Source organism: Dyella telluris, from assembly GCF_014297575.1.
GTDB classification, from domain to species: Bacteria; Pseudomonadota; Gammaproteobacteria; order Xanthomonadales; family Rhodanobacteraceae; genus Dyella; species Dyella telluris.
Genome location: NZ_CP060412.1, coordinates 1,706,041 through 1,726,079 on the forward strand (window position 1 = coordinate 1,706,041; position 20,039 = coordinate 1,726,079).

Annotated in this window: 17 protein-coding genes; 15 read left to right on the forward strand and 2 right to left on the reverse strand. The window is 64.8% G+C overall.

Annotated elements, in window-relative coordinates; all coding sequences use genetic code 11:
• Nucleotides 1-129: 129 nt before the first annotated feature.
• On the forward strand, nucleotides 130-1,587 hold the full coding sequence (gene rmuC, locus H8F01_RS07795) for a DNA recombination protein RmuC (RefSeq protein ID WP_187058428.1): 1,458 nt from the start codon (nucleotides 130-132) through the stop codon (nucleotides 1,585-1,587).
• A gap of 12 nt (nucleotides 1,588-1,599) precedes the next feature.
• Here the strand turns inward: rmuC and H8F01_RS07800 are convergent, their stop codons facing one another.
• Nucleotides 1,600-2,064: a hypothetical protein gene (locus tag H8F01_RS07800; protein WP_187058429.1), complete on the reverse strand. Its 465-nt coding sequence runs from the start codon at nucleotides 2,062-2,064 to the stop codon at nucleotides 1,600-1,602.
• A 143-nt stretch (nucleotides 2,065-2,207) separates the two neighbouring features.
• Between H8F01_RS07800 and H8F01_RS07805 the strand changes: the two genes are divergently transcribed.
• Both H8F01_RS07805 and H8F01_RS07810 read left to right on the forward strand, forming a co-directional pair.
• Nucleotides 2,208-3,092 (forward strand): hypothetical protein, encoded by an 885-nt coding sequence (locus tag H8F01_RS07805; protein ID WP_187058430.1) that lies wholly within the window; start codon nucleotides 2,208-2,210, stop codon nucleotides 3,090-3,092.
• Between the two features lie 86 nt (nucleotides 3,093-3,178).
• Nucleotides 3,179-4,042, forward strand: a complete 864-nt coding sequence (locus tag H8F01_RS07810; RefSeq protein ID WP_187058431.1) for a hypothetical protein — start codon at nucleotides 3,179-3,181, stop codon at nucleotides 4,040-4,042.
• A gap of 11 nt (nucleotides 4,043-4,053) precedes the next feature.
• On the opposite strand, the gene H8F01_RS07815 is transcribed toward H8F01_RS07810, so the two are convergent.
• The gene (locus H8F01_RS07815) at nucleotides 4,054-4,914 is read right to left on the reverse strand and encodes an energy transducer TonB (RefSeq protein WP_187058432.1); all 861 of its coding nucleotides are present in this window, start codon (nucleotides 4,912-4,914) and stop codon (nucleotides 4,054-4,056) included.
• A 184-nt stretch (nucleotides 4,915-5,098) separates the two neighbouring features.
• Between H8F01_RS07815 and folE the strand changes: the two genes are divergently transcribed.
• The 12 genes from folE to H8F01_RS07875 all read left to right on the forward strand — a co-directional run bounded on the left by folE (nucleotide 5,099) and on the right by H8F01_RS07875 (nucleotide 19,836).
• On the forward strand, nucleotides 5,099-5,701 hold the full coding sequence (gene folE / locus H8F01_RS07820) for a GTP cyclohydrolase I FolE (protein WP_187058433.1): 603 nt from the start codon (nucleotides 5,099-5,101) through the stop codon (nucleotides 5,699-5,701).
• 7 nt (nucleotides 5,702-5,708) lie between these two features.
• On the forward strand, nucleotides 5,709-7,010 hold the full coding sequence (locus H8F01_RS07825) for a hypothetical protein (RefSeq protein WP_187058434.1): 1,302 nt from the start codon (nucleotides 5,709-5,711) through the stop codon (nucleotides 7,008-7,010).
• Complete coding sequence (locus H8F01_RS07830) at nucleotides 7,003-7,749, forward strand: hypothetical protein (protein ID WP_187058435.1); 747 nt, start codon at nucleotides 7,003-7,005, stop codon at nucleotides 7,747-7,749. Before H8F01_RS07825 ends, H8F01_RS07830 begins: the two co-directional genes overlap by 8 nt.
• Entirely contained in the window at nucleotides 7,742-10,534 is a 2,793-nt protein-coding gene (locus tag H8F01_RS07835; protein WP_187058436.1) for an AAA family ATPase, read from the forward strand. Before H8F01_RS07830 ends, H8F01_RS07835 begins: the two co-directional genes overlap by 8 nt.
• Nucleotides 10,531-10,878: an EF-hand domain-containing protein gene (locus tag H8F01_RS07840; protein WP_187058437.1), complete on the forward strand. Its 348-nt coding sequence runs from the start codon at nucleotides 10,531-10,533 to the stop codon at nucleotides 10,876-10,878. Before H8F01_RS07835 ends, H8F01_RS07840 begins: the two co-directional genes overlap by 4 nt.
• Nucleotides 10,879-11,068: 190 nt before the next feature.
• Nucleotides 11,069-12,418: a TCR/Tet family MFS transporter gene (locus H8F01_RS07845; protein ID WP_187058438.1), complete on the forward strand. Its 1,350-nt coding sequence runs from the start codon at nucleotides 11,069-11,071 to the stop codon at nucleotides 12,416-12,418.
• Nucleotides 12,415-12,921: a DUF1993 domain-containing protein gene (locus tag H8F01_RS07850; RefSeq protein WP_187058439.1), complete on the forward strand. Its 507-nt coding sequence runs from the start codon at nucleotides 12,415-12,417 to the stop codon at nucleotides 12,919-12,921. Before H8F01_RS07845 ends, H8F01_RS07850 begins: the two co-directional genes overlap by 4 nt.
• An 83-nt stretch (nucleotides 12,922-13,004) precedes the next feature.
• Nucleotides 13,005-13,595, forward strand: a complete 591-nt coding sequence (locus H8F01_RS07855; protein ID WP_187058440.1) for an NUDIX domain-containing protein — start codon at nucleotides 13,005-13,007, stop codon at nucleotides 13,593-13,595.
• Between the two features lie 62 nt (nucleotides 13,596-13,657).
• On the forward strand, nucleotides 13,658-14,311 hold the full coding sequence (locus H8F01_RS07860; protein ID WP_187058441.1) for a DsbA family oxidoreductase: 654 nt from the start codon (nucleotides 13,658-13,660) through the stop codon (nucleotides 14,309-14,311).
• Between the two features lie 141 nt (nucleotides 14,312-14,452).
• Nucleotides 14,453-16,087 (forward strand): NAD(P)/FAD-dependent oxidoreductase, encoded by a 1,635-nt coding sequence (locus tag H8F01_RS07865; RefSeq protein WP_187058442.1) that lies wholly within the window; start codon nucleotides 14,453-14,455, stop codon nucleotides 16,085-16,087.
• A 464-nt stretch (nucleotides 16,088-16,551) separates the two neighbouring features.
• Entirely contained in the window at nucleotides 16,552-19,395 is a 2,844-nt protein-coding gene (locus H8F01_RS07870) for a TonB-dependent receptor domain-containing protein (protein ID WP_187058443.1), read from the forward strand.
• A 234-nt stretch (nucleotides 19,396-19,629) separates the two neighbouring features.
• Nucleotides 19,630-19,836: a hypothetical protein gene (locus H8F01_RS07875; protein WP_187058444.1), complete on the forward strand. Its 207-nt coding sequence runs from the start codon at nucleotides 19,630-19,632 to the stop codon at nucleotides 19,834-19,836.
• Nucleotides 19,837-20,039 lie beyond the last annotated feature (203 nt).

Consider the following 20,039-nt stretch of genomic DNA (forward strand, 5'->3'; position numbering starts at 1 on the left):
TCATTCCTGCTTTCGCGGGAATGACGGTGAAGGCAGACAAGCGCTTCACCATTCCAGCGGTCTTTCGCCGTCCCATGTTTTGAGAACGCCAGCGCGTACACTGGCGCGGTTGCGCCGTCGGGAACCGCCATGTCCTTGATCGAAATCCTGTTGATCGTCCTTGTCATCGCCGTGCTCGCGGTCATCGTGCTACAGGTGATGAACCTGCAGCGCGGGCGCGAAGATGCCGGCGTGAATGCGCGCCTGGACGCACTGAAGGACGACAACCGCCACCTGCGCGAGGCGCTGGCGCAGGAGCAACGCGCCGGCCGCGCGGAAACCAGCCAGTCCATTGGTCAGTCGCTTGGCCAGTTCCGCACGCTGGTGCAGGAACAGCTGGGTGGCATGAGCGCGCAGCAGCACGAACGCATCGGCCATTTCGGCCAGCGACTGGATGTACTGACCGAGCGCACGGATACCGGCCTGCAGTCGCTGGCGCAGCGCCTGACCGAAGACGGGCGCCGCAGCCGCGAAGAACTCACCCTTACGCTCAACCGCTTTGGCGAACAGCAACAGCAGCGCCTGGCGGCGCTCACTGCCGACAACGAGAAGCGCCTCAACGAGGTGCGCGCCACGCTGGAAACCAAGCTCAAGGACATCCAGGTCGACAACGCCGCCAAGCTCGAGCAGATGCGCGCCACCGTTGACGAAAAGCTGCAGAACACGCTGGAAACGCGCCTGGGCCAGTCCTTCGCGCTGGTGTCCGAACGCCTGGAGCAGGTACAGCGCGGCCTGGGCGAAATGCAGAACCTGGCCACCGGCGTGGGCGATCTCAAGCGCGTGCTCACCAACGTGAAGACGCGCGGCATCCTGGGCGAAGTGCAGCTGGGTGCGCTGCTGGAACAGCTGCTCACCATCGACCAGTACGACTCGAACGTGGTGACCATTCCCGGCAGCAACGATCGCGTGGAGTTTGCCGTGCGCATGCCCGGCGCCGGCGAGAGCGCTCAGCTCTATCTGCCGATCGATGCCAAGTTCCCGGTGGAGGATTACCAGCGCCTGCTCGATGCGCAGGAAGCGGCCGACGCCGATGCTGCAGCACTCGCCGGACGCGCGCTGGAAGTGCGCGTGCGCGAGGAAGCCAAGCGCATCCGCAGCAAGTACGTGGCGCCGCCCCACACCACCGATTTCGCCGTGCTGTTCCTGCCTACCGAGGGTCTCTACGCGGAAGTGATCCGCCGACCGGGCCTGTTCGAAACGCTGCAGCGCGACTTCCACGTGACCGTGGCCGGCCCGACCACGCTCACCGCCCTGCTCAACAGCCTTCAGATGGGCTTCCGCACGCTGGCCATCGCCAAGCGCAGCAGCGAAGTGTGGACCCTGCTCGGCGCGGTGAAGACCGAGTTCGGCAAGTTCGGCACCGTGCTTGAGAAGACGCGCAAGAAGCTCACCGAAGCGAGCAACGTGATCGACCAGGCCAGCGTCCGAACGCGCGCCATCGAGCGCAAGCTGCGCGGCGTGGAAACGCTTCCCGGCGAGGAAGCCCAGCAGCTGCTGGGCGACGCACCGGCCATTGAGGACACCTCGGACGACGACGTCGAGGTGTAATCAAGACGCAGGTCAGGCGGTGGTGCTGACCAGCGAGCCGCCGCTGCTGCTGCCTTCGGCCAACAGGGCCGTGGAAAGCGCGGTCACCGCGGATTCCAGCTGACCATTGGTGGTGCTCACGGCGGACTGCAGGCTGGAGATTTCAGCCAGGCTCGCCGGATCCGAGGCACCCTTGCTGCGCTGGCTGGCGGCGCGCAACTGCTGTTGTTCCTGCGCCAGCTGCTTCTGCAGCTGGGCGATTTCGCGCTGCAGGGCCTGCACCGTCGCGCTGGTGCCGCTACTGCTGCTGGCGCCCGACGATGCACCGCCTGCGCCGCCTGCCGCACCTGCGCCACCGGACTTGGTCACCGAGGCCTTGCCCTGCGTCGAGGACGCATCGGACGAGGACGAGGACGAGGACGAGGACGCCGTCGTGGTCGAGGAACCGCCGATGGTCACCGGGATGGAGGACGTGTCCAGATGGATGCCGATGCTCACGCGAATAGCCTTTGATGGGTCGCCGGTGTCATCGGCCGGCACCTGAAAAACTTTAGGCCGCCCAGAGGACGCCCTAACCCCTTTTGCGCCGCCCCGCCGTTCCACCGTATGCATCGGTCGTCGATGCCTGCCGGAGCCACCGCATGAACACCCTGGGCAAAGTGATACTCGGCCTGCTCGCCATCACGGGCAGCCTGCAGGCCGGCGCCGTGGGTCGGCTGGTGGACCTGAGCGTGATCGACCGCACCACGCAGCAGGAACTGCCGGTATATCGCCACGACGGCCGCTACTACGTCGCCGGCCAACCCGGCCACCGCTACCAGATCCAGCTGCGCAGCCAAGAGGGTATCCGCATGCTGGGCGTGCTTTCGGTCGATGGCGTCAATGCGCTGTCGGGCGATACCGCCGACTGGTCGCAGGCGGGCTACGTGCTGCAACCCTACGCCTCCGCCGATATCCTGGGCTGGCGCAAGAGCCTGTCCGAAGTGGCGGACTTCGTGTTCGCCGATGCATCGCGCAGTTATGCCGCGCGTACCGGACGCCCCGACAATGTGGGCGTGATCGGCATCGCCGTGTTCCTGCCGCGGCGCATGATCCGTCCGCAGCCGATGCAGGGGCCCGTCCCCGAGGCGTCCATGGCCGAACGCCGCATGGAATCGACCGTGCCGGTGCCGGTGCAACCCGCGCCGGCCGCACCCATCGTGGCAGCGCCACCAGCGCAGGTCGCCTCGACGACCGCACCCTCGACGATCGTACCCTCGACGACTGCACCCTCGACAATCGCGCCCTCACCCACCGCCAAGGCACGCGACAACGGCCCGCTGGGCACGGGCCATGGTCAGCGCGAGACCTCGGTGGTGACCACTACCGACTTCGAGCGCGCCTCGTCCTCGCCCAACGAGGTGATCACGCTGTACTACGACACGCGCGACCGGTTGGTGGCGCAGGGCGTGATTCCCGGCGACGACCGGCTGCCGGGCGTGCGGCCCGACCCGTTCCCGGGACATTTTGTTCCCGATCCGCGTTGACATCGCAGCAACGTGCGTTCAACTCGCGGCCAGCCAGTGCGTGACACCATCGAACCGTTCGTGCGTCATTGCAGGTTCGATATCCCATGCTGGAAACCTTCCACATTCTTGTCCGCGAGATCGAGCAGGACCGTTCGCTGGAGCGGCCCGAACAGCTCCGCGAACGCGTGCGCGCGATGGACCGGCTGGAAGATGTGGTGTGGCACGAAGCCACCGAAACGTCTGCCACCTATCGCGCGGCGCTGGACAAGCTCCGTCGCCGCGCACAGTCGCGCCACGCCGCACTCGCCGAGGTACAGCAGCGCCTGTGCGGCGCTGTCCGCTGTGCCATCGTGCAGGGCGCGGGTGCACATGCCTTGCGTGGCTGGCTGCACCACGATGACCTGAGCGAGCCCTGGGGCTACGACCATCTCGATGCGCTGATCGGCGACGTGCTGTCGCTGGACGAACCCGCCGAGGCCATCGCGGCACTCGAGCGGGACATGGTGTTCTACCAGCCGACGCCGGTGCGCCACGTGCTGGACCTGATCCATCGCGCGCGGCTGCGTCGCGACGATATCGTGGTCGACCTCGGCTCCGGCATGGGTCATGTGCCGCTGCTGGTATCCATCTGCACCGATGCGCAAGCCTGCGGCATCGAGCGCGAGTCCGCCTACGTGGACAGCGCGCGGCGCGCGGCGGAGGCATTGCATGTCGAACGCGCCACGTTTCTCGCGCAGGACGTCCGCGAGGCGGACATCTCCCGCGGCACGGTGTTTTATCTCTATACGCCGTTCACCGGCGACATGCTGCGCCAGGTGCTTGACCGCCTGCACGACGAAGCCCGCCGACGCAGCTTCCGCATTGCCACGCTGGGCCCCTGCACCCCGGCCGTGGCCAGCGAACCGTGGCTGCGCGCGGCCGGCGAACCCAGCGCCGACCGCGTCACCTTGTTCCGTTCCGTGAGCTGAGCGAAAACGCCTCAGGCGCCGCCGACCGGCGTGACGAGCTGCAAGCGCTGCTCACCCGTGCGCAGACCATCGCCGACCACCGCATCGGGCGACTCATTCGCAAGCGCCTTGCCGATCCACGGCGGGGTCTGCCGCGGCCCCGGGATATAAGCGTCCCACTGGCCGTAGTCGTGCCTCGCCGGCGGCGCACCCCATGCCCGCAGGTTGAAGTTCACCGGCACCCGCGCCACCCAGTACGGGTTGTCCACTTCAGGACCCTTGGTGGGCAGGTTGAAGGTCCACTGCCGCGCTGCCGCCAGCGACGCATCGGCCAGCAGCTTGCGGTAACGGACCATGCCCGCTTCGCGGTCGTACTGGTCCAGGTTCACCTGCTCGGCGATGGCCTCCTGCACGGTGCCGTCGCGGCCGATGCGCAGCACCAGGTACACCGTGCCGCTCACGCGCGCATTGATGGCTTCCCTGGGATAGGCCGGCGGCGAGCGATCCTTGCCGGATACCTGGTAACCAAGCTCTCCCGGCGTGCCGAACGAGGCGCCCTGCACCGCCACCGCGAACTGGCCGTCGCCGACGGGCTTGGCCACCACGCGCAGGTTCATCTTGGTCTTCACCACATCCTGGGACGGCCCGGAGAGGTGGAACACCCACGCGTTCACCGTCTTGCCGACCACGTCGACCACGCTCGGCGGCAGTTTCTCGGGCGTGTCCAGCGCATAGCCGTGCAGCGAACCGTCGGGATTCACCTCCACCGTGCCGGTCACCACCATGCCGGCCTCGGCTGTCTTGCGGACGTCCTGGGCCGTGCCTGCCTGCGCGATGCCTGCCATGCAGGCCAACAACCAACCGGACATCCAGACCATCGAGATACGCTTCATAACCCCTCCTTGTCGCAGCGTGAACGGAGTCTAGCCGGGCCCTGGGGTCCGCTTGAAGTCCCGGTCGGAACGGCGCCCCGATCACAAACCCCTGATCCGGTTGGCCTCAAGGGCCTATGCGGGGCCAAAGCTTGACGGGGGCGTTACACTGACGCGTCAGCAAGCCGTACCCGAAGGAACCCGCATGAGCGAGCGTCAAGATCCCACCGAAGTCACCCGCGAACAGGCCGAGGAAGCCGTGCGCATCCTGTTGCGCTGGTCGGGCGAGGATCCCGGTCGCGAAGGCCTGCTCGATACGCCCAAGCGCGTGGTGAAGGCGTACAAGGACTGGTTCTCCGGCTACGACATCGACCCGGGCGAGTACCTGCGTCGCACCTTCGAGGAAGTGGCCGGCTACGACGAGATGGTCGTGCTGCGCGACATCGAGTTCGAAAGCCACTGCGAGCACCACATGGCGCCCATCATCGGCCGCGCCCACGTGGGCTATCTGCCGACCAACCGCGTGGTGGGCATCAGCAAGCTGGCGCGCGTGGTGGATGCCTATGCCCGCCGCTTCCAGGTGCAGGAGAAGCTCACCGCGCAGATCGCTCAGTGCATCCAGGAAAACCTGCACCCGGCCGGCGTGGCCGTGGTGATCGATGCCAGCCACGAGTGCATGACCACCCGCGGCGTGCACAAGCGCGGCGTGTCGATGGTGACCAGCCAGATGCTGGGCGCGTTCCGCGACGACGCACGCACGCGTTCGGAGTTCCTGCAGTTCATCGGCATCCACGGCGCTGGCCGTTGATCGCTTGATGCAGGGAATCGAAACGCAGGACGCCGACGAGCGCCTGCAAGACGTACTTCGCGAAGGCATCACCGCCGAGGATCTCCCGGCGGCGTTTCCGTTGCTGCGCGGCCGTTCGCTGCTGCGCGCTTTCAGCGCCCTGTTCCACGGCGGCGAAACCCAGGTGCTGCTGCGCCTGCTGGTGTTGCGCACGCTGGGCGCACGCGCCCATGCGCCGGAGTGGACGCCCGCCGAGATCCGCGACCAGCTTGCCTTTGTCGAGCCGGTGAAGCTGGAAACGGTGGTGCAGCGCCTGAAGGAACACGAGCTGCTCATCTGGGACAACGAAACGCTGCGCTATCGCGTGAGCCCGCTGGGCCGCAAGGCGCTGGCTGCCGTGTCCACGCTGCTGGAGTTCGAGCGCGACGACGAAGACGGCCTCGGCTACATCACCGCACAGCTTGCCGCGGGCCAGGCGGTGGGGCGCATCTCCGCCGATGAGCTCGGCCATCTGCTGTCGCGCCTGTCCGAGCTGAAGGAAGACTTCGACCGCGCCGTGCTGTCCGGCTCCGAACACCGCATCCGCCGCGCGGCGCAGCGGCTCGACGCGGTGTGGACGTGGGTGGAGAAAGGCACGGAAGTGGTCAGCGCCATCGCTGACAGCGAGGACCTGGACGTGGCCACGCATCGCCTCGCGCAGGCCGTGGGCCGCGCGCAGAGCGCGCTGCTGCGACAGGCCGGCGTGTTCCAGCGCGAGCTCAACAAGATCGACCAGCATCGCGTGCACTTGGGTCGTACCGGCCTGTCCTCGTCCGACCTGGTGGCCTGGCTGCGTTCGCTCACACCCGACGCACTCGCCCAGCATGCGGACGAAGCCGCGCAGCTGCCGGTGCAGCCACCGTTCCTTCAGGACCAGATCGCGCTGGACGTGGCCGAGTACGAACTGCTGGAGCGCGAACGCGCCGCCGCGGAAAGCACCGAACTCCCGGATGCCGAAAACAACCCCACCACGCACGACCTGCCCATCGACGACGAAGACCTCTCGCCGCTGCTGGCATGGCATGGCGAACTGGCCACGCTGGCGGACCCGATGGAACTCAGCGACGCCCTGCGCGGCGACGACTACGCGCTGAGCGCGTATCGCCTCTCGCTGCTGGGCCTGGTCGGCGATCCGGAATCGTCTGCGCTGCAAGGGCCCACGGCGGATCTCGCCCGCCTGCCGCTGACGCTGGAGATCGAACCGCGCCTGGTCGACCCGGGCCTGGCATCCATCGCGCTGGTCAGCGCGGGACGCCTGCATCCTCGCAAGGATAAAAAAGATCATGCATGACGAAACCGCCGCGCTGGTAGCGCGCCTGTTGTCCCAGCGCTGGCTGCCTCGCCACGACACGCAGGCACGCAAGGCGCTGCTCGACGAAGCCTTCCGCGAAGAACTGGACCGCCGCCTCGCCGCGGTGGGCCTGGAACTGCGCGAACACCCCTACTCCGCCTATATCGGCGTGGCCGTGGCGCGCGCCAACGAGAAGCACGTGTTCGGCGGCAGCGACAGCTGGATCTCCAACACGCTGCAGCTCGATCGCGATGCGATCGCCTTGCTGGTGGTGCTGTGGGCGTTGATCGTGCTGCCCAAGCGCCAGCGCCAGCTCGAACGCCAGCAGGCCGAGGCGGATGCCTCGCAGACGCTGATGTTCGCGGAGGCCAAACCGATTTCGCGCGATGCTTCGCTGTCGCCCATCGTGGCCGAACGCACCCTGCTCGCCGACTTCGGCGACAAGCTGGGCGGCAAGACGCGCGTGAACTTCAACCTTGGCCTGCTCTCGCGCCACGGCTTCATCGTGCGCCGCAAGGGCGAGCTGGCGGAAGGTCCACTGCTGGACCTGGTGTTCGACTACGAACGCACCGCGCGACGCATCCTCGACGGCGCCCTGAGCGACCTGCTTGCCGGCCTGACGCCGCGCGACGATCTGGGTAGCGACGATGACATGTCCGACGAAGACGGCATGTACGACGACGCCGATGGCGACGTGAATGAAATCAGTGACGACAGCGAAGTGACCCACGATGTTTGATTTCCGCAGCCTCGAAGTCATCCACTGGGACTACTGGCAGCGCTTCAGCCTGCCGCTGGATACCAACATCGTCACCGTGGTCGGCCCCAACGGTTCGGGCAAGACCACCCTGCTCGATGCACTGCGCACGCTGCTCACCATCGACTGCGCAGGCAACCGCGACTACAAGAGCTATCTGCGCCACAACGGCAAGCCGTTCGCGTGGCTGCGCGCTCGCGTAGGCAACATCCCGGGGCCGCGCGGCGAACGTCCGTTCTTCCCCATCATGGACAGCGAAGTGACGCTGGCCGTGCGCATCCAGAAGAAGGGTGGCGAATGGCAGCGCCAGTACGCCGTGATGGGCGGCGACGTCAGCGTGGACGAGATCGAGGCGCGCAACGACTTCCTTGGCCTGCGCGAATACCGCGTGCGGCTGGAAGGCGCCGGCCTGTCGCAGGCGATCCGTCGCGTGCTGACGCTGGAACAAGGTGCCACCGACAAGCTCTGCCAGTTGCCGCCCAAAGCGTTGCTTGACCTGGTTTTCGACGTGTTCGGCGACAAGACCGTGCTGGAGGATTACCAGCGCGCGCGCAACGAACAGGCCGAGGCCGACCGCGAACTCCACGGCCTGGAGCACCAGCTCTCGCTGATCGGCGTGAGCCTGCAGGAAGCCGAAGGCCGCGTTCGCTCGTGGCAGGAATGGGATGCACTGAAGCACGAGCATGCCGACCTGGTAGCCGAGACGCTGCCGCGCACCGAACTGGCCGACCTGCACAACGCCATCCGTGGCGCGCGCCCTCAGCTGTTGGGTCTCAAGCGCAAGTGTCGCGACCTTTCCGCGCGCGACGTCGAACTGCAGCTGGGCCTGCAATCGCTGGATGCCAACGAAGAATCGCTGCGCGGCGACCAGCACGTGGCCGACCAGGGTCGCCAGCAGGCGAAGCAGCAGCTTGATGATGCCCGCCGCGCGGAAACCGAAAACGCTACCTTGCTCAAGCAGGAAGCGCATCTGCGCAAGCTGGTCGCCGAGCAGGATGGCGCAGACCACGAGAAGCAGGGCAAGCAGCTGGTAGAGGCACGCAGCCAGCTTGGCCGGCTGCAGAACGATGAAGCCCGCCTGCGCGAGCAGCTGTCCACGCTGACCGCTCAGCTCGCCGCCTGGCGTCGTGGCCAGCGCTACACGCCGGAATTCGAGCAGTCGTTCCGCCGTGCGCTGGACGACGCCAACATCGGCCACAGCATGCTCAGCGAAATCGTCGAGATCAGCGAACCGCGCTGGCAGGCGGCGGTGGAAGCGGTGCTCGCCGGCTATCGCCACGTGGTGTTGCTGGATCATCCACGCGACCGCGAGGCAGCGTGGCGCCTGGGCGAGGAACACCGCTACAAGCACTTCGTGGTCGCCGAACGCGCACCAACGACGGCACCCACGCGCGGCTCGCTGCTGGAAGTGGTGGATTTCACCGCGCCCGCACCGGAATGGCTGCTTCGCCAGCTCGACCGCATCCGCCGCGTGGAAGACGTGGCCGATGGCGCGAAGCTGGGCAAGGAACAGGACTGGATCACGCCGCAGGGCTACTTCCGCGAACGTCGCGGCGGCCGCCACCTGGGCGTGGACGATGTCTACTTTGGCAGCGCCGCGCGCGAGCGCCAGCTGCGCGAGGGCGAGGACAAGCTGCAGCAGATCGAGAAGCAGCTGCGCGCCATCGGCGACAAGCGCAAGAGCTGGCAGGAACAGGCCAGCGATGCCGAGAGCCTGCTGCGCGGCGCCAACGCCAGCGGCCAGCTGGCCGACCGCGCCGACGAATTTGCCGCCGCGCACGAAGCCCAGTCCGCCTTGCAGGATGACGTGCAGCGCTGCGCCGACAGCTATGCCGCGGCCGAAGCCCACTACGAAGCCGTCCGCGAAAAGCGCCAGCAGAACTCGCGCCAGCGCGACAACGAAGCCCGCGAACATCGCCAGGCACAGCAACAACTGGCTGACAGCGCGCGCCAGTTCGCCCAGTTCCGCAACGAACAGGTCGACCGCCTGAAGGCTTTCCGCCACAAGCGCAGCCACGTGCGACCGCTGCATCGTACGCGCAGCGCCATGCTGGAGCTGCGCGAGCGCTACGAATCGCCCGCCGCCGTGCGCCGCGAGATCGACCGCATCGAACGCCGCATCAACGAAGGCCACTGGGAAACCGACGACGCCGTGCTGCCGCTGCGCGACAAGTACGCCAACGACCACGACGGCCTGAAGGACGACCTGCAGCGCCGCCGCGTGCACCTGGAGCGTGCCGCGCGCATCACCACGGAGGCACGCGGTGCGTATCTCAACGTGCTGCGCAATACGGTGAAGCGCTACGCGCGCAACCTGAAGGTGCTGGCGGACCTGGCCGGCATCGGTGTGGAAACGGATCTGCCGGAGCTTTCCAACGAGGATCTGGCACTGGCGCAGGCCGGCCTCAACGTGCGCTTCGAGTTCGACAAGAAGGGCTGGATCGGCATGGACGACGGCGAAGCCTCCGGCGGCCAGCAGGTGATGAAGTCGCTGCTGTTGCTGGTGGCGCTGATGCGCGACGAGGATAGACCCGGCGGCTTCGTGTTCATCGACGAGCCGTTCGCGCACCTGGACATCTTCAACATCGACAAGGTGGGCGCCTTCCTCAAGTCCACCCGCGCCCAGTACATTCTGACCACTCCGGCCACGCACAACATCAACGTGTTCCAGCCCAGCGACCTCACCCTGGTCACCAGCAAGCGACGCCCCGGCGCCACGTGGGCGCAGCCGCTGGCCGTGTTGCGTCGGCGTACCGAGGCCGCATGATCATGCGCCGGCCCATCCGTTCCGTGATGCTGGCCGGCCTGTGGTGCATGCCGATGCTGGCGTGGGCGCAGGCCACGCCAGCGGAGTACCTGCACGAGTTCGACACCGATGGCGACGGCCGGGTGAGCGAAGCGGAATACGTCGCGCATCTCAGTGAAGGCTTCCACCGTCTCGACCTCAATGGCGACGGCATACTCGAAGCTGACGAACTGCCCGGCGGGCACGGCAAGCCCATCACCCTCAAGCAGTACCAGGACAACCTGCGCCGGCAGTTCCACAAGCTGGACCGCAACCACGACGGTTACCTGGATGCCCGCGAGCTGACGCAGCCGCCGCAGGGTTGATCGTCCCTCAGCCACCTTGTAGGAGCGCACTTGTGCGCGACCGCGGCGTCACCCAGCCGCCTCGCCAGCGGGCTGTCGCGCACAAGTGCGCTCCTACATGGACTCGGGGAGCCCTTGAAGCTCTACCGCACTGCACACACACCGTCACCTGTAATCGGCTATCGTGCGCCTCTTGCCGTCGGTCACGTCCATGGATCAGACACTTCATCCCGAGCTGCACCCGCGTCGCCGCGCCGCACTGGCGTTCATCTTCGTCACCGTGGTGCTGGACATGCTGGCCTTCGGCATCGTCATCCCGGTGCTGCCGCATCTGATCGAGCAGCTCGCCGGTGGCGGCATCTCCAATGCGGCATGGTGGGTGGGCGTGTTCAGCACGGTGTTCGCCATCGTGCAGTTCGCCTTTTCGCCGGTGCAGGGTGCGCTGTCGGACCGCTTCGGACGGCGCCCGGTCATTCTGATTTCCAACGCGGGACTGGCCATCGACTTCTTCGTGCTGGCGATGGCGCCCACGTTGTGGCTGCTGTTCGTGGCGCGCGTGGTGCTGGGCATGACGGCGGCCAGCTTCACCACGGCCAATGCCTACATTGCCGACATCACGCCGAAGGAAAAGCGCGCGGCGGCCTACGGCATTCTTGGCAGCGCATTCGGCCTGGGCTTCATCATCGGCCCGGGCCTGGGCGGTTTCCTTGGTGATATCCACCTGCGCCTGCCGTTCTGGGTGGCGGGTTCCCTGGCCGCCTGCAATTTCCTGTATGGCCTGTTCGTACTGCCCGAGTCACTGCCAAAGGAACGCCGCACGCCGAAGTTCGAGCTGCACAGCGCGCACCCGCTCGGCTCGCTGAAGCTGCTCATGCGCTATCCGCTGGTGCTGCGGCTGGCCGTGGTGATGTTCCTGGTGTTCCTGTCGCACTACGTGCTGCAGACCACCTTCGTGCTTTACGCGGACTACCGCTACCAATGGGGCCCGCGTGCCGTGGGTTACGTGCTGATGCTGGTGGGTGCCTGCGATGGCCTGGTGCAGGCCGTGCTCACGCGCAAGCTGGCACCCATCTTCGGCGAGCGCCGGCTGATGCTGGCCGGCATGCTGTGCGGCATCGGCTCGTTCCTGGTGATGGGCCTGGCCGACACCGGCTGGGTCTTCCTGCTCGGCATCCCGCTGATGGCGCTGTGGGGCTTGTCTCAGCCGCCTATCCAGTCGCTGATGACGCACGAGGTGGATCCTCACGAACAGGGCCGCCTGCAGGGCGCCATCGCCAGCCTGCAGAGTTTCGCCGGCATCTTCGGGCCATTCCTGTTCGCGCAGGTGTTTTCGTATTCGATTTCGCCGGCATCGCCCTTCCACCTGCCCGGCCTGGCCTTCGTGCTGTCCGCGGTGTTGCTGGCCATCGGTGCCTACATCGCGCTGCGGGCAACGCGGCACATCCAGGACCTGGCCAAGGCCGACAGCCCCGTGGCCAACACCCTTCCGGGCGAACCGTCGTCGGTCGTCCCGCTGCAAGCTGCCATCACCCCCAACGAACCACCGGAGCAATCCCCATGACCCTGTCGATGTACCAGGCCTCCGTTCCCGTCTTCCTGCGCGCGCTGAGCAATCTCCAGCACGTGCTGCGCAAGGGCGAGGCGCATGCGGAAGCACGCAAGTACGACCCGAACTTCCTGCTGCAGGCGCGCCTGACGGTGGACATGCTGCCGCTGACCCGCCAGGTACAGATCGCCACCGACATGGCCAAGAACGGCTGCGCCCGCCTGGCCGGCGTGGATCCGCTGAAGTTCGAGGACAACGAAAGCACTTTCGCCGAGTTGCATGCGCGCATCGATCGCGCCGTCGACTACATCAAGAGCTTCAAGGCCGACCAGATCGACGGCAGCGAGACGCGCGCGGTGACCATCAAGACCCGCAGCGGCGAGCAGCATTTCGAGGGCGAGGGCTACCTGCTGCACTTCGTGATTCCCAATCTGTTCTTCCACTGCACCACGGCCTACGCGATTCTGCGCGAGGCCGGCGCGGACCTGGGCAAGACCGACTTCATCGGCAAGCCGTAAGCGGTACGCGCGACACACGGGGCGGTGCGGGGCGCCAGGCGCCCCGCACCGCCTTTTTTTATGACGACGTCCAAGGAACATCCATGACCGCCAACACTGCCGAGCGCGTGCGCATCAACAACGTCGCCATCCTTTCCGACAACTGGTACGTGCTGCGCAAGTTCACCTTCGACTTCCGCCGCAAGAACGGCCAATGGCAGACGCTGGAGCGCGAGGCGTACGACCGCGGCAACGGCGCGGCCATCCTGCTCTACAACAGGGCGAACGGCACGGTGATCCTCACGCGGCAGTTCCGCCTGCCCGCCTTCGTCAACGGACACGACGGCATGCTGGTGGAAGCCTGCGCCGGCCTGCTCGACAAGGACGACCCGGAAACCTGCATCCGCAAGGAGACCGAAGAGGAAACCGGCTACCGCATCGCCAATGTGCGCAAGATTTTCGAAGCGTTCATGAGCCCGGGCTCGGTCACCGAGAAGCTGCATTTCTTCGTCGGCGAGTACCAGGCCAGGGACAAGGTGAGCCACGGCGGCGGGCTGGAACACGATGGCGAGGACATCGACGTGCTGGAGATGACGCTCGACGAGGCGCTGGCCATGGTCGACCGCGGCCAGATCATGGACGCCAAGACCATCATGCTGCTGCAGTACGCCCGGCTGCATGACCTGCTGGCCTGAGCCGGGACTTGATCGGGCGCGGGCGCACCCATAGATAGAGGGATCACACTCAGGATCTGGACATGACTGCTCCCGCCCCCATCAAGATCGACTTCGTCTCCGACGTGGTCTGCCCGTGGTGTGCCATCGGCCTCAAGTCGCTGGAACAGGCGCTGCGGAAGCTGGGCGACGATGTGGCGGTGGAGCTGCATTTCCAGCCGTTCGAGCTGAATCCACAGATGGCGCCCGAGGGTGAAGACATCGGTGAGCACCTGGCGCGCAAGTACGGCAGCACGCCGGAGCAGATGCGCCAGAACCAGGAAGCCATCCGTGAGCGCGGGGCCGCCGTGGGCTTTACCTTCAACATGGACAAGCGCAGCCGCATCGTGAACACCTTCGATGCCCACCGCCTGCTGCACTGGGCGGCGCTGGAGGGTAGCCAGGCCGAGCTCAAGCAGGCGCTGCTGGCCGCCTATTTCACCGAGGGTCGCGACGTGAGTTCGCGCGACGTGTTGGTGGACGTGGCGTCGGCCATCGGCCTGGATGCCACCGAAGCCCGCCGCGTACTGGACGAAGACCGCTACGCACAGGACGTGCGCGCGCAGGAGCAGTTCTACCAGACGCAAGGTATCCGCGCCGTACCGTCGGTGATCGTCAACGACCGCTACCTGATCCAGGGCGGCCAGCCGGCGGAAGTGTTCGAGCAGACGCTTCGTCAGATCGCGGCCGAGGGCTGATGAGCCAGAAGTGAGTGGAGAGGAGTCAGAAGTGAGAGTGGGGCTGCCTCAAGCCGCGCTCGCTCTCACTTCTGACTCCTCTTCACTTACTCCTCGTCAGGCATGCGAAAATGGGGGACGACCCACCCGTTCTACGCCCGCATGATCCGACTGACCGACATCAAGCTCCCGCTGGACCACGCCGAAGGCGCCCTTGAGGCCGCCATTCGCGCCAAGCTGGGGCTGGGCAAGGACGGCCTGCGCAGCTTCACGGTGTTCCGCCGCGGCTACGACGCCCGCAAGCGCGGCGCCATCGCGCTGATCTACACGCTGGACGTGGAGGTGGCCGACGAAGCCGCCATGCTCGGTCGGCACGCCGACGACAAGCACGTCCAGCCCACGCCGGACACCAGCTATCACTTCGTGGCGCAGGCGCCGGAAGACCTGGGACAACGGCCCATCGTGATCGGCTTTGGACCCTGCGGCCTGTTCGCCGGCCTGCTGCTTGCGCAGATGGGCTACCGGCCGATCATCCTGGATCGCGGCAAGGCCGTGCGCGAACGCACCGTGGACACCTGGGGCCTGTGGCGCAAGCGCAAGCTGGAGCCCGAATCCAACGTGCAGTTCGGTGAGGGCGGCGCGGGCACGTTCTCCGATGGCAAGCTGCACAGCCAGATTTCCGACCCGCACCACCATGGCCGCAAGGTACTCACGGAGTTCGTGAAAGCCGGTGCGCCGGAAGAGATCCTCTACGTCAGCAAACCGCATATCGGCACCTTCCGCCTGGTGACGATGGTGGAGAACATGCGCGAGACGATCCAGTCGCTGGGCGGCGAGATCCGCTTTTCACAGCGCGTGGACGACCTGCTGGTCGACACCGATGCGGACGGCAAGCGCCAGCTGCGCGGCGTGGTGCTGAACGATGGCGAGCAGCTGCTGAGCGACCACGTGGTGCTCGCCGTGGGACACAGCGCGCGCGACACCTTCTTCATGCTGCACGACCGGGGCGTTTACCTGGAAGCCAAGCCGTTTTCCATCGGCTTCCGCGTGGAACACCCGCAATCCATCATCGACCAGGCGCGCTTCGGCTCGCAGGCCGGGCACCCCATCCTGGGCGCCGCCGACTACAAGCTGGTGCACCACTGCAAGAATGGCCGCTCGGTCTACAGCTTCTGCATGTGTCCCGGCGGCACCGTGGTGGCCGCGGCCTCCGAGCCGGAGCGCGTGGTCACCAATGGCATGAGCCAGTACTCGCGCAACGAGCGCAACGCCAACGCCGCCATCGTGGTGGGCATCGAGCCCAAGGACTACGCCGCCTTCGACGACAGCGGCAGCCCACTGGCCGGCATCGCCCTGCAGCGCGCACTGGAATCACGCGCGTATGAACTCGGTGGCCGAGACTACAGCGCGCCCGGCCAGCTGGTGGGCGACTTCATCAAGGGCAAGCCCTCGGCGGAATTTGGCCAGGTGCAGCCCTCGTACAAGCCCGGCGTGCACCTGACCGACCTGGCGCCTGCCCTGCCCGACTACGCCATCGAGGCCATCCGCGAAGCACTGCCCGCCTTCGATCGCCAGATCAAGGGCTTCGGCATGCACGACGCCATCCTCACCGGCGTGGAAACCCGCACCTCCTCCCCCGTGCGCATCCGCCGCGGCGAGGACTACCAGAGCCTCAACACCCGCGGCCTCTACCCCGCCGGCGAAGGCGCGGGTTACGCGGGCGGCATCCTCTCCGCCGCCGTGGATGGCATCCGCGTGGCGGAAGCGGTGGCCAAGGACATCAATGCGTCGCGTTGAGCCTAGCCAGCCCATGGTGCGATGAGCGTCGCCAATGAAGATGGGCGTTGCGCCCAATGCTCATACCAAGAACTCCGACAGCGCATGTCTAATATGTTGTGAAGAAGAGGCTCTCGCGCCTGTCATCCTTTCCTTGAATCTGCTGTCTATAGACGCTGAAATGCAGGCGGCGATGGGATGAATTCATAGAATCATCCATCGAAATGCACTTGCATATTTGCAATGCCGGTCGACAACCCCACCGCCCCACGCTATCCCCTTAAAGCAAGATCAGTCCTCCCTTACGCAACTCGCACACGCACGCATTCTTGCAAGTGCCGCTGCACATTTGCCTGAGGCGAACCCACAGCTAAAAACGGCGTCGCGGCTCAAGATCTTGCGGCCGTAGAGGCGCGCTGCCGGCGCGCGAAGCAGATGGCATCCCAGGTAAGCCATCGACAGCTGTCATTGCGTGGGGAGAGAACATGCAGAAGAAGATGATATCGGCGGCGGTGCTGGCCGTATTGATGCTCAACAGTGCACAGGCGCTAGCGGCCTCAATGTCAGGTGGCATGCAGGAGACGCCCGCCACTCAAGATGGCCTGTCGAATCAAAGCAAGAAAGCCAAGAGTCTCGACACGGTAACGGTCACGGGTTCTCTGATCCCGCAATCACAGGTGGAAACGGCAACGCCGGTCTTCACCATCACCGGCGATCAGATGAAGGCTCAGGGCTTTACCTCCGTCGCGCAGGCGCTCCAGGCCTCTTCGTTTGCCACGGGCAGCGTGCAGGGAAACTCCACTTCGGCAAGCTTCACCCAAGGCGCTGAGACCATGAGCATCTTTGGTCTTGATCCCGGTTACGTTAAGTACCTGATCGATGGCCGTCCCATGGGAAATTTCCCTGCGCTCTACAACGGATCAGGCGCCTTCAACAATCTCACCAGCATTCCCGCGGCCATGGTCGACCACATCGACATCCTGCCTGGTGGCCAGTCCTCATTGTATGGCTCAGATGCCATCGCCGGCGTGGTCAATATCGTGCTGAAGAAAAAAGTCGATGCTCCCGTCGTCGATGTACGTTATGGCTGGTACGGCGATGGCGGGGGCTCGGACCGACGGATCTATCTTGCCGATAGCTTCACTGCGGGCAAGTTCAACATCACGACTGGCCTCCAATACGAGAACGTGAGCCCGATTTGGGGCACCGACCGCGACCTCACCAAACAGTTCTATACCAATGGCACCAGCCCTGCCGTCGCGTCTCGTGACTTCCTGGTCAACAGTTCCACCAAGGTGCGCAACAGCTACGTCGACCCCAACAAGCTCGTACCCGGCGCGTGCGGCAGCACGACCGGCCTGTTCGGAGGAACTGAGGGGTACCAATACCGAAAGAACAGTGGCAATTACTGCGGCTCGTTCGATTCGCCCGGCTACCGCACACTTAAGAACGACAAAGAAATAGCAAATCTCTATACGCACGCTACGTTTGACGCGACTGACAACCTGCAGCTCTACGGGGACTTGCTCTACAACTATGACCAGGAAAAGTACGCAACTGGTAGCAGCTATACCTGGTGGGGAACGTCTGCCGATTTTGGCGCGTTCTACGACCCTAACCTGAAGGATTTGGTCAACCTCCAGCGCGGCTTTGCACCGGAAGAGGTCGGCGGATACAACTCGATCATGAACAAGACGATCGAGAATTCCTACATGTTGACGCTGGGCGGCAAGGGCGTGATTGGTGAGTCCAACTGGGACTACGACATTAACTTCACGCATTCGGATGATCATCTGAACGAGCGCAAATTCGCCCGCTGGACTGATTCTATCGACGGATATTTCGAAGACCGCGTACTCGGCCCGCAACTCGGGACGTTCAAGGGGTATCCGATCTACGCACCAAACTACTCGGCTTTCTACCAACCGGTACCGGTATCTGATTTCCGAGGTTTTACCGGGTATACCACCACCAACTCCAAGACATGGGACAACATCATCCGCGGGCAAGTCACCAACACGTCAGCCTTCAAGGTGGGCGGCGGTGACGCTGGTGTCGCACTGGCATTGGAGGGTGGCAACCAGGGCTGGGATTATTCGCCTGACGCACGCCTGATGGACGGCGGTGTATGGGGAACCACGGCAGTGCAGGGCGCCGGGCATCGTTCCCGTTTCGCGGGTACTGCCGAACTGAGCATGCCGTTGCTCAAGGAACTTGTGATGGACACATCGCTTCGCTACGACAATTACAGCGTCAGCGGCAAGCACGTCGACCACACGACCTACAACGTCGGCCTGGAATATCGCCCGATAGAATCACTGCTGCTGCGAGGCAAGTACGGCTCAGCCTTCAAAATGCCCACGCTTCCTGATGAATATCAGGGCATGAGCGGCTACTACAACACCGTGACGGACTATTACAACTGCGCGCAAGCTGGCTACGCTGGCGCCAACATCGGCAACTGCCCCAACAAGTACTACAACTCGCAATTCTTCGGCCAGAAATCCGGAAACACCGCACTTAAGCCCATTACCGCCACGGTATGGAACTATGGCTTTGTATGGTCACCGATCACCAACATGTCGTGGAGCGTTGACTACTACCACTTTGACATCCGCAACGAAGTGGATCAGCAGGACGCCGATGTTCTGTCTCAGCAGGAATATCTGTGCCGATCGGGGGCTATCGACATCAACTCGGCGAGCTGCCAGCAAGCGTTGTCGCAAATCGTCCGCCTTCCGCAAACGACGCCCGAATTCCTGGGCGATATCAGTACGATCTATACGCCCAAGGTCAACGTTGCCCGGGAGCGGCTGAATGCCCTCACTTCCAGTTTTCAGTATCTGTGGAAATTGGGCAGCTATGGCGCCCTCGCGCTCAATGCGTCTTATAGCGACATCCTTCGACATGATCGCCAGCCGTATCCCGGCGACCCTATGATCGATTTGCTTCGCAACCCTTACTACAGCACGGACTTCAAGACCAAGGTCAACGCATCGGCAACCTGGTCCATCAACAAGTGGAGCACGACGCTTTACGCGAACCGCTACGGAAGCACACCCAACTACCTGGCATCCACACTGAATAACTACACTTCTGAGGGAACAGGCAAGCTCGCCCCTTGGTTCCAGTACAACGCAAGCGTGACTTACAACGCCATGGATAGCCTCGCGCTCTCGTTCGTGGTGAACAATTTGTTCAACACGATGCCACCTGAAGATGACAGCTATCCCGGCACGTCAGGATCACCGTATAACGGAACGAACTACAACGTATATGGCCGATCGTTTTACGTCCAAGCCACTTATAAGTTCGGAAAAACCCACTAGTCCTGCTGAGCCCGAACAAACAGCCCCGCACCTCGCGGGGCTGTTTGCTTTAAAGCCAACGCCGCGAGATTTGCGGACAGGCAAAGCACAGGGGTCCAGAAAGTGCGGCGCGGCCCTGTAACTGCCGACACGACCAGAGATGCCCCGAGGGCCGAAACAGGCCATTGACCAGCGCACGGTGATGTTGCGTACTCCGCCCGCCCCCCTGACGCAAGGAGGCGTTCTGCACTCGACTTGAAGCCGAGCAACCGGATCCCTATCTGCGGGTTTCCCAAGAACGCCCATGGCAACTTTGAGCATCGCATTAGGTGGCCGTTCTGGCAGGCGCCAGCCAAGGAGCGCGGGCGCTACCTGAGTCCGCGCAATCCGGCGATCGCCGCCAACAGCCTCAACGACGCCGTGCTCACCGACGTGGAAGCCCGCGCTTTCACCTGTGCTTAGCAGGCGCAGCGAGGAATAGCAGAGCCTTACCACCCTCGGCATCTAGCCCTAGGGCGAACGCGCCGGCCATGCCGGCAGCAACCTATCCACCCCCGTGGATGGCATCCGCGTGGCGGTGGCCAAGTGCGTCAGCCTGACACCCGTACCCTTTCCGGTTGAATGGAAGGCCCCGAATCCCCTATGGCAACAAGCATTTGGCGGGT

What these genes read in the sequence shown, in the direction of transcription:
- H8F01_RS07860 (WP_187058441.1), top strand. Translation starts at nt 13,658, where the DNA reads ATGACTGCTCCCGCCCCCATCAAGATCGACTTCGTCTCCGACGTGGTC.
- H8F01_RS07810 (WP_187058431.1), top strand. Translation starts at nt 3,179, where the DNA reads ATGCTGGAAACCTTCCACATTCTTGTCCGCGAGATCGAGCAGGACCGT.
- H8F01_RS07805 (WP_187058430.1), top strand. Translation starts at nt 2,208, where the DNA reads ATGAACACCCTGGGCAAAGTGATACTCGGCCTGCTCGCCATCACGGGC.
- H8F01_RS07835 (WP_187058436.1), top strand. Translation starts at nt 7,742, where the DNA reads ATGTTTGATTTCCGCAGCCTCGAAGTCATCCACTGGGACTACTGGCAG.
- folE (WP_187058433.1), top strand. Translation starts at nt 5,099, where the DNA reads ATGAGCGAGCGTCAAGATCCCACCGAAGTCACCCGCGAACAGGCCGAG.
- H8F01_RS07840 (WP_187058437.1), top strand. Translation starts at nt 10,531, where the DNA reads ATGATCATGCGCCGGCCCATCCGTTCCGTGATGCTGGCCGGCCTGTGG.
- H8F01_RS07855 (WP_187058440.1), top strand. Translation starts at nt 13,005, where the DNA reads ATGACCGCCAACACTGCCGAGCGCGTGCGCATCAACAACGTCGCCATC.
- H8F01_RS07825 (WP_187058434.1), top strand. Translation starts at nt 5,709, where the DNA reads ATGCAGGGAATCGAAACGCAGGACGCCGACGAGCGCCTGCAAGACGTA.
- H8F01_RS07815 (WP_187058432.1), bottom strand. Translation starts at nt 4,914, where the DNA reads ATGAAGCGTATCTCGATGGTCTGGATGTCCGGTTGGTTGTTGGCCTGC.
- H8F01_RS07865 (WP_187058442.1), top strand. Translation starts at nt 14,453, where the DNA reads ATGATCCGACTGACCGACATCAAGCTCCCGCTGGACCACGCCGAAGGC.
- rmuC (WP_187058428.1), top strand. Translation starts at nt 130, where the DNA reads ATGTCCTTGATCGAAATCCTGTTGATCGTCCTTGTCATCGCCGTGCTC.
- H8F01_RS07850 (WP_187058439.1), top strand. Translation starts at nt 12,415, where the DNA reads ATGACCCTGTCGATGTACCAGGCCTCCGTTCCCGTCTTCCTGCGCGCG.
- H8F01_RS07830 (WP_187058435.1), top strand. Translation starts at nt 7,003, where the DNA reads ATGCATGACGAAACCGCCGCGCTGGTAGCGCGCCTGTTGTCCCAGCGC.
- H8F01_RS07870 (WP_187058443.1), top strand. Translation starts at nt 16,552, where the DNA reads ATGCAGAAGAAGATGATATCGGCGGCGGTGCTGGCCGTATTGATGCTC.
- H8F01_RS07845 (WP_187058438.1), top strand. Translation starts at nt 11,069, where the DNA reads ATGGATCAGACACTTCATCCCGAGCTGCACCCGCGTCGCCGCGCCGCA.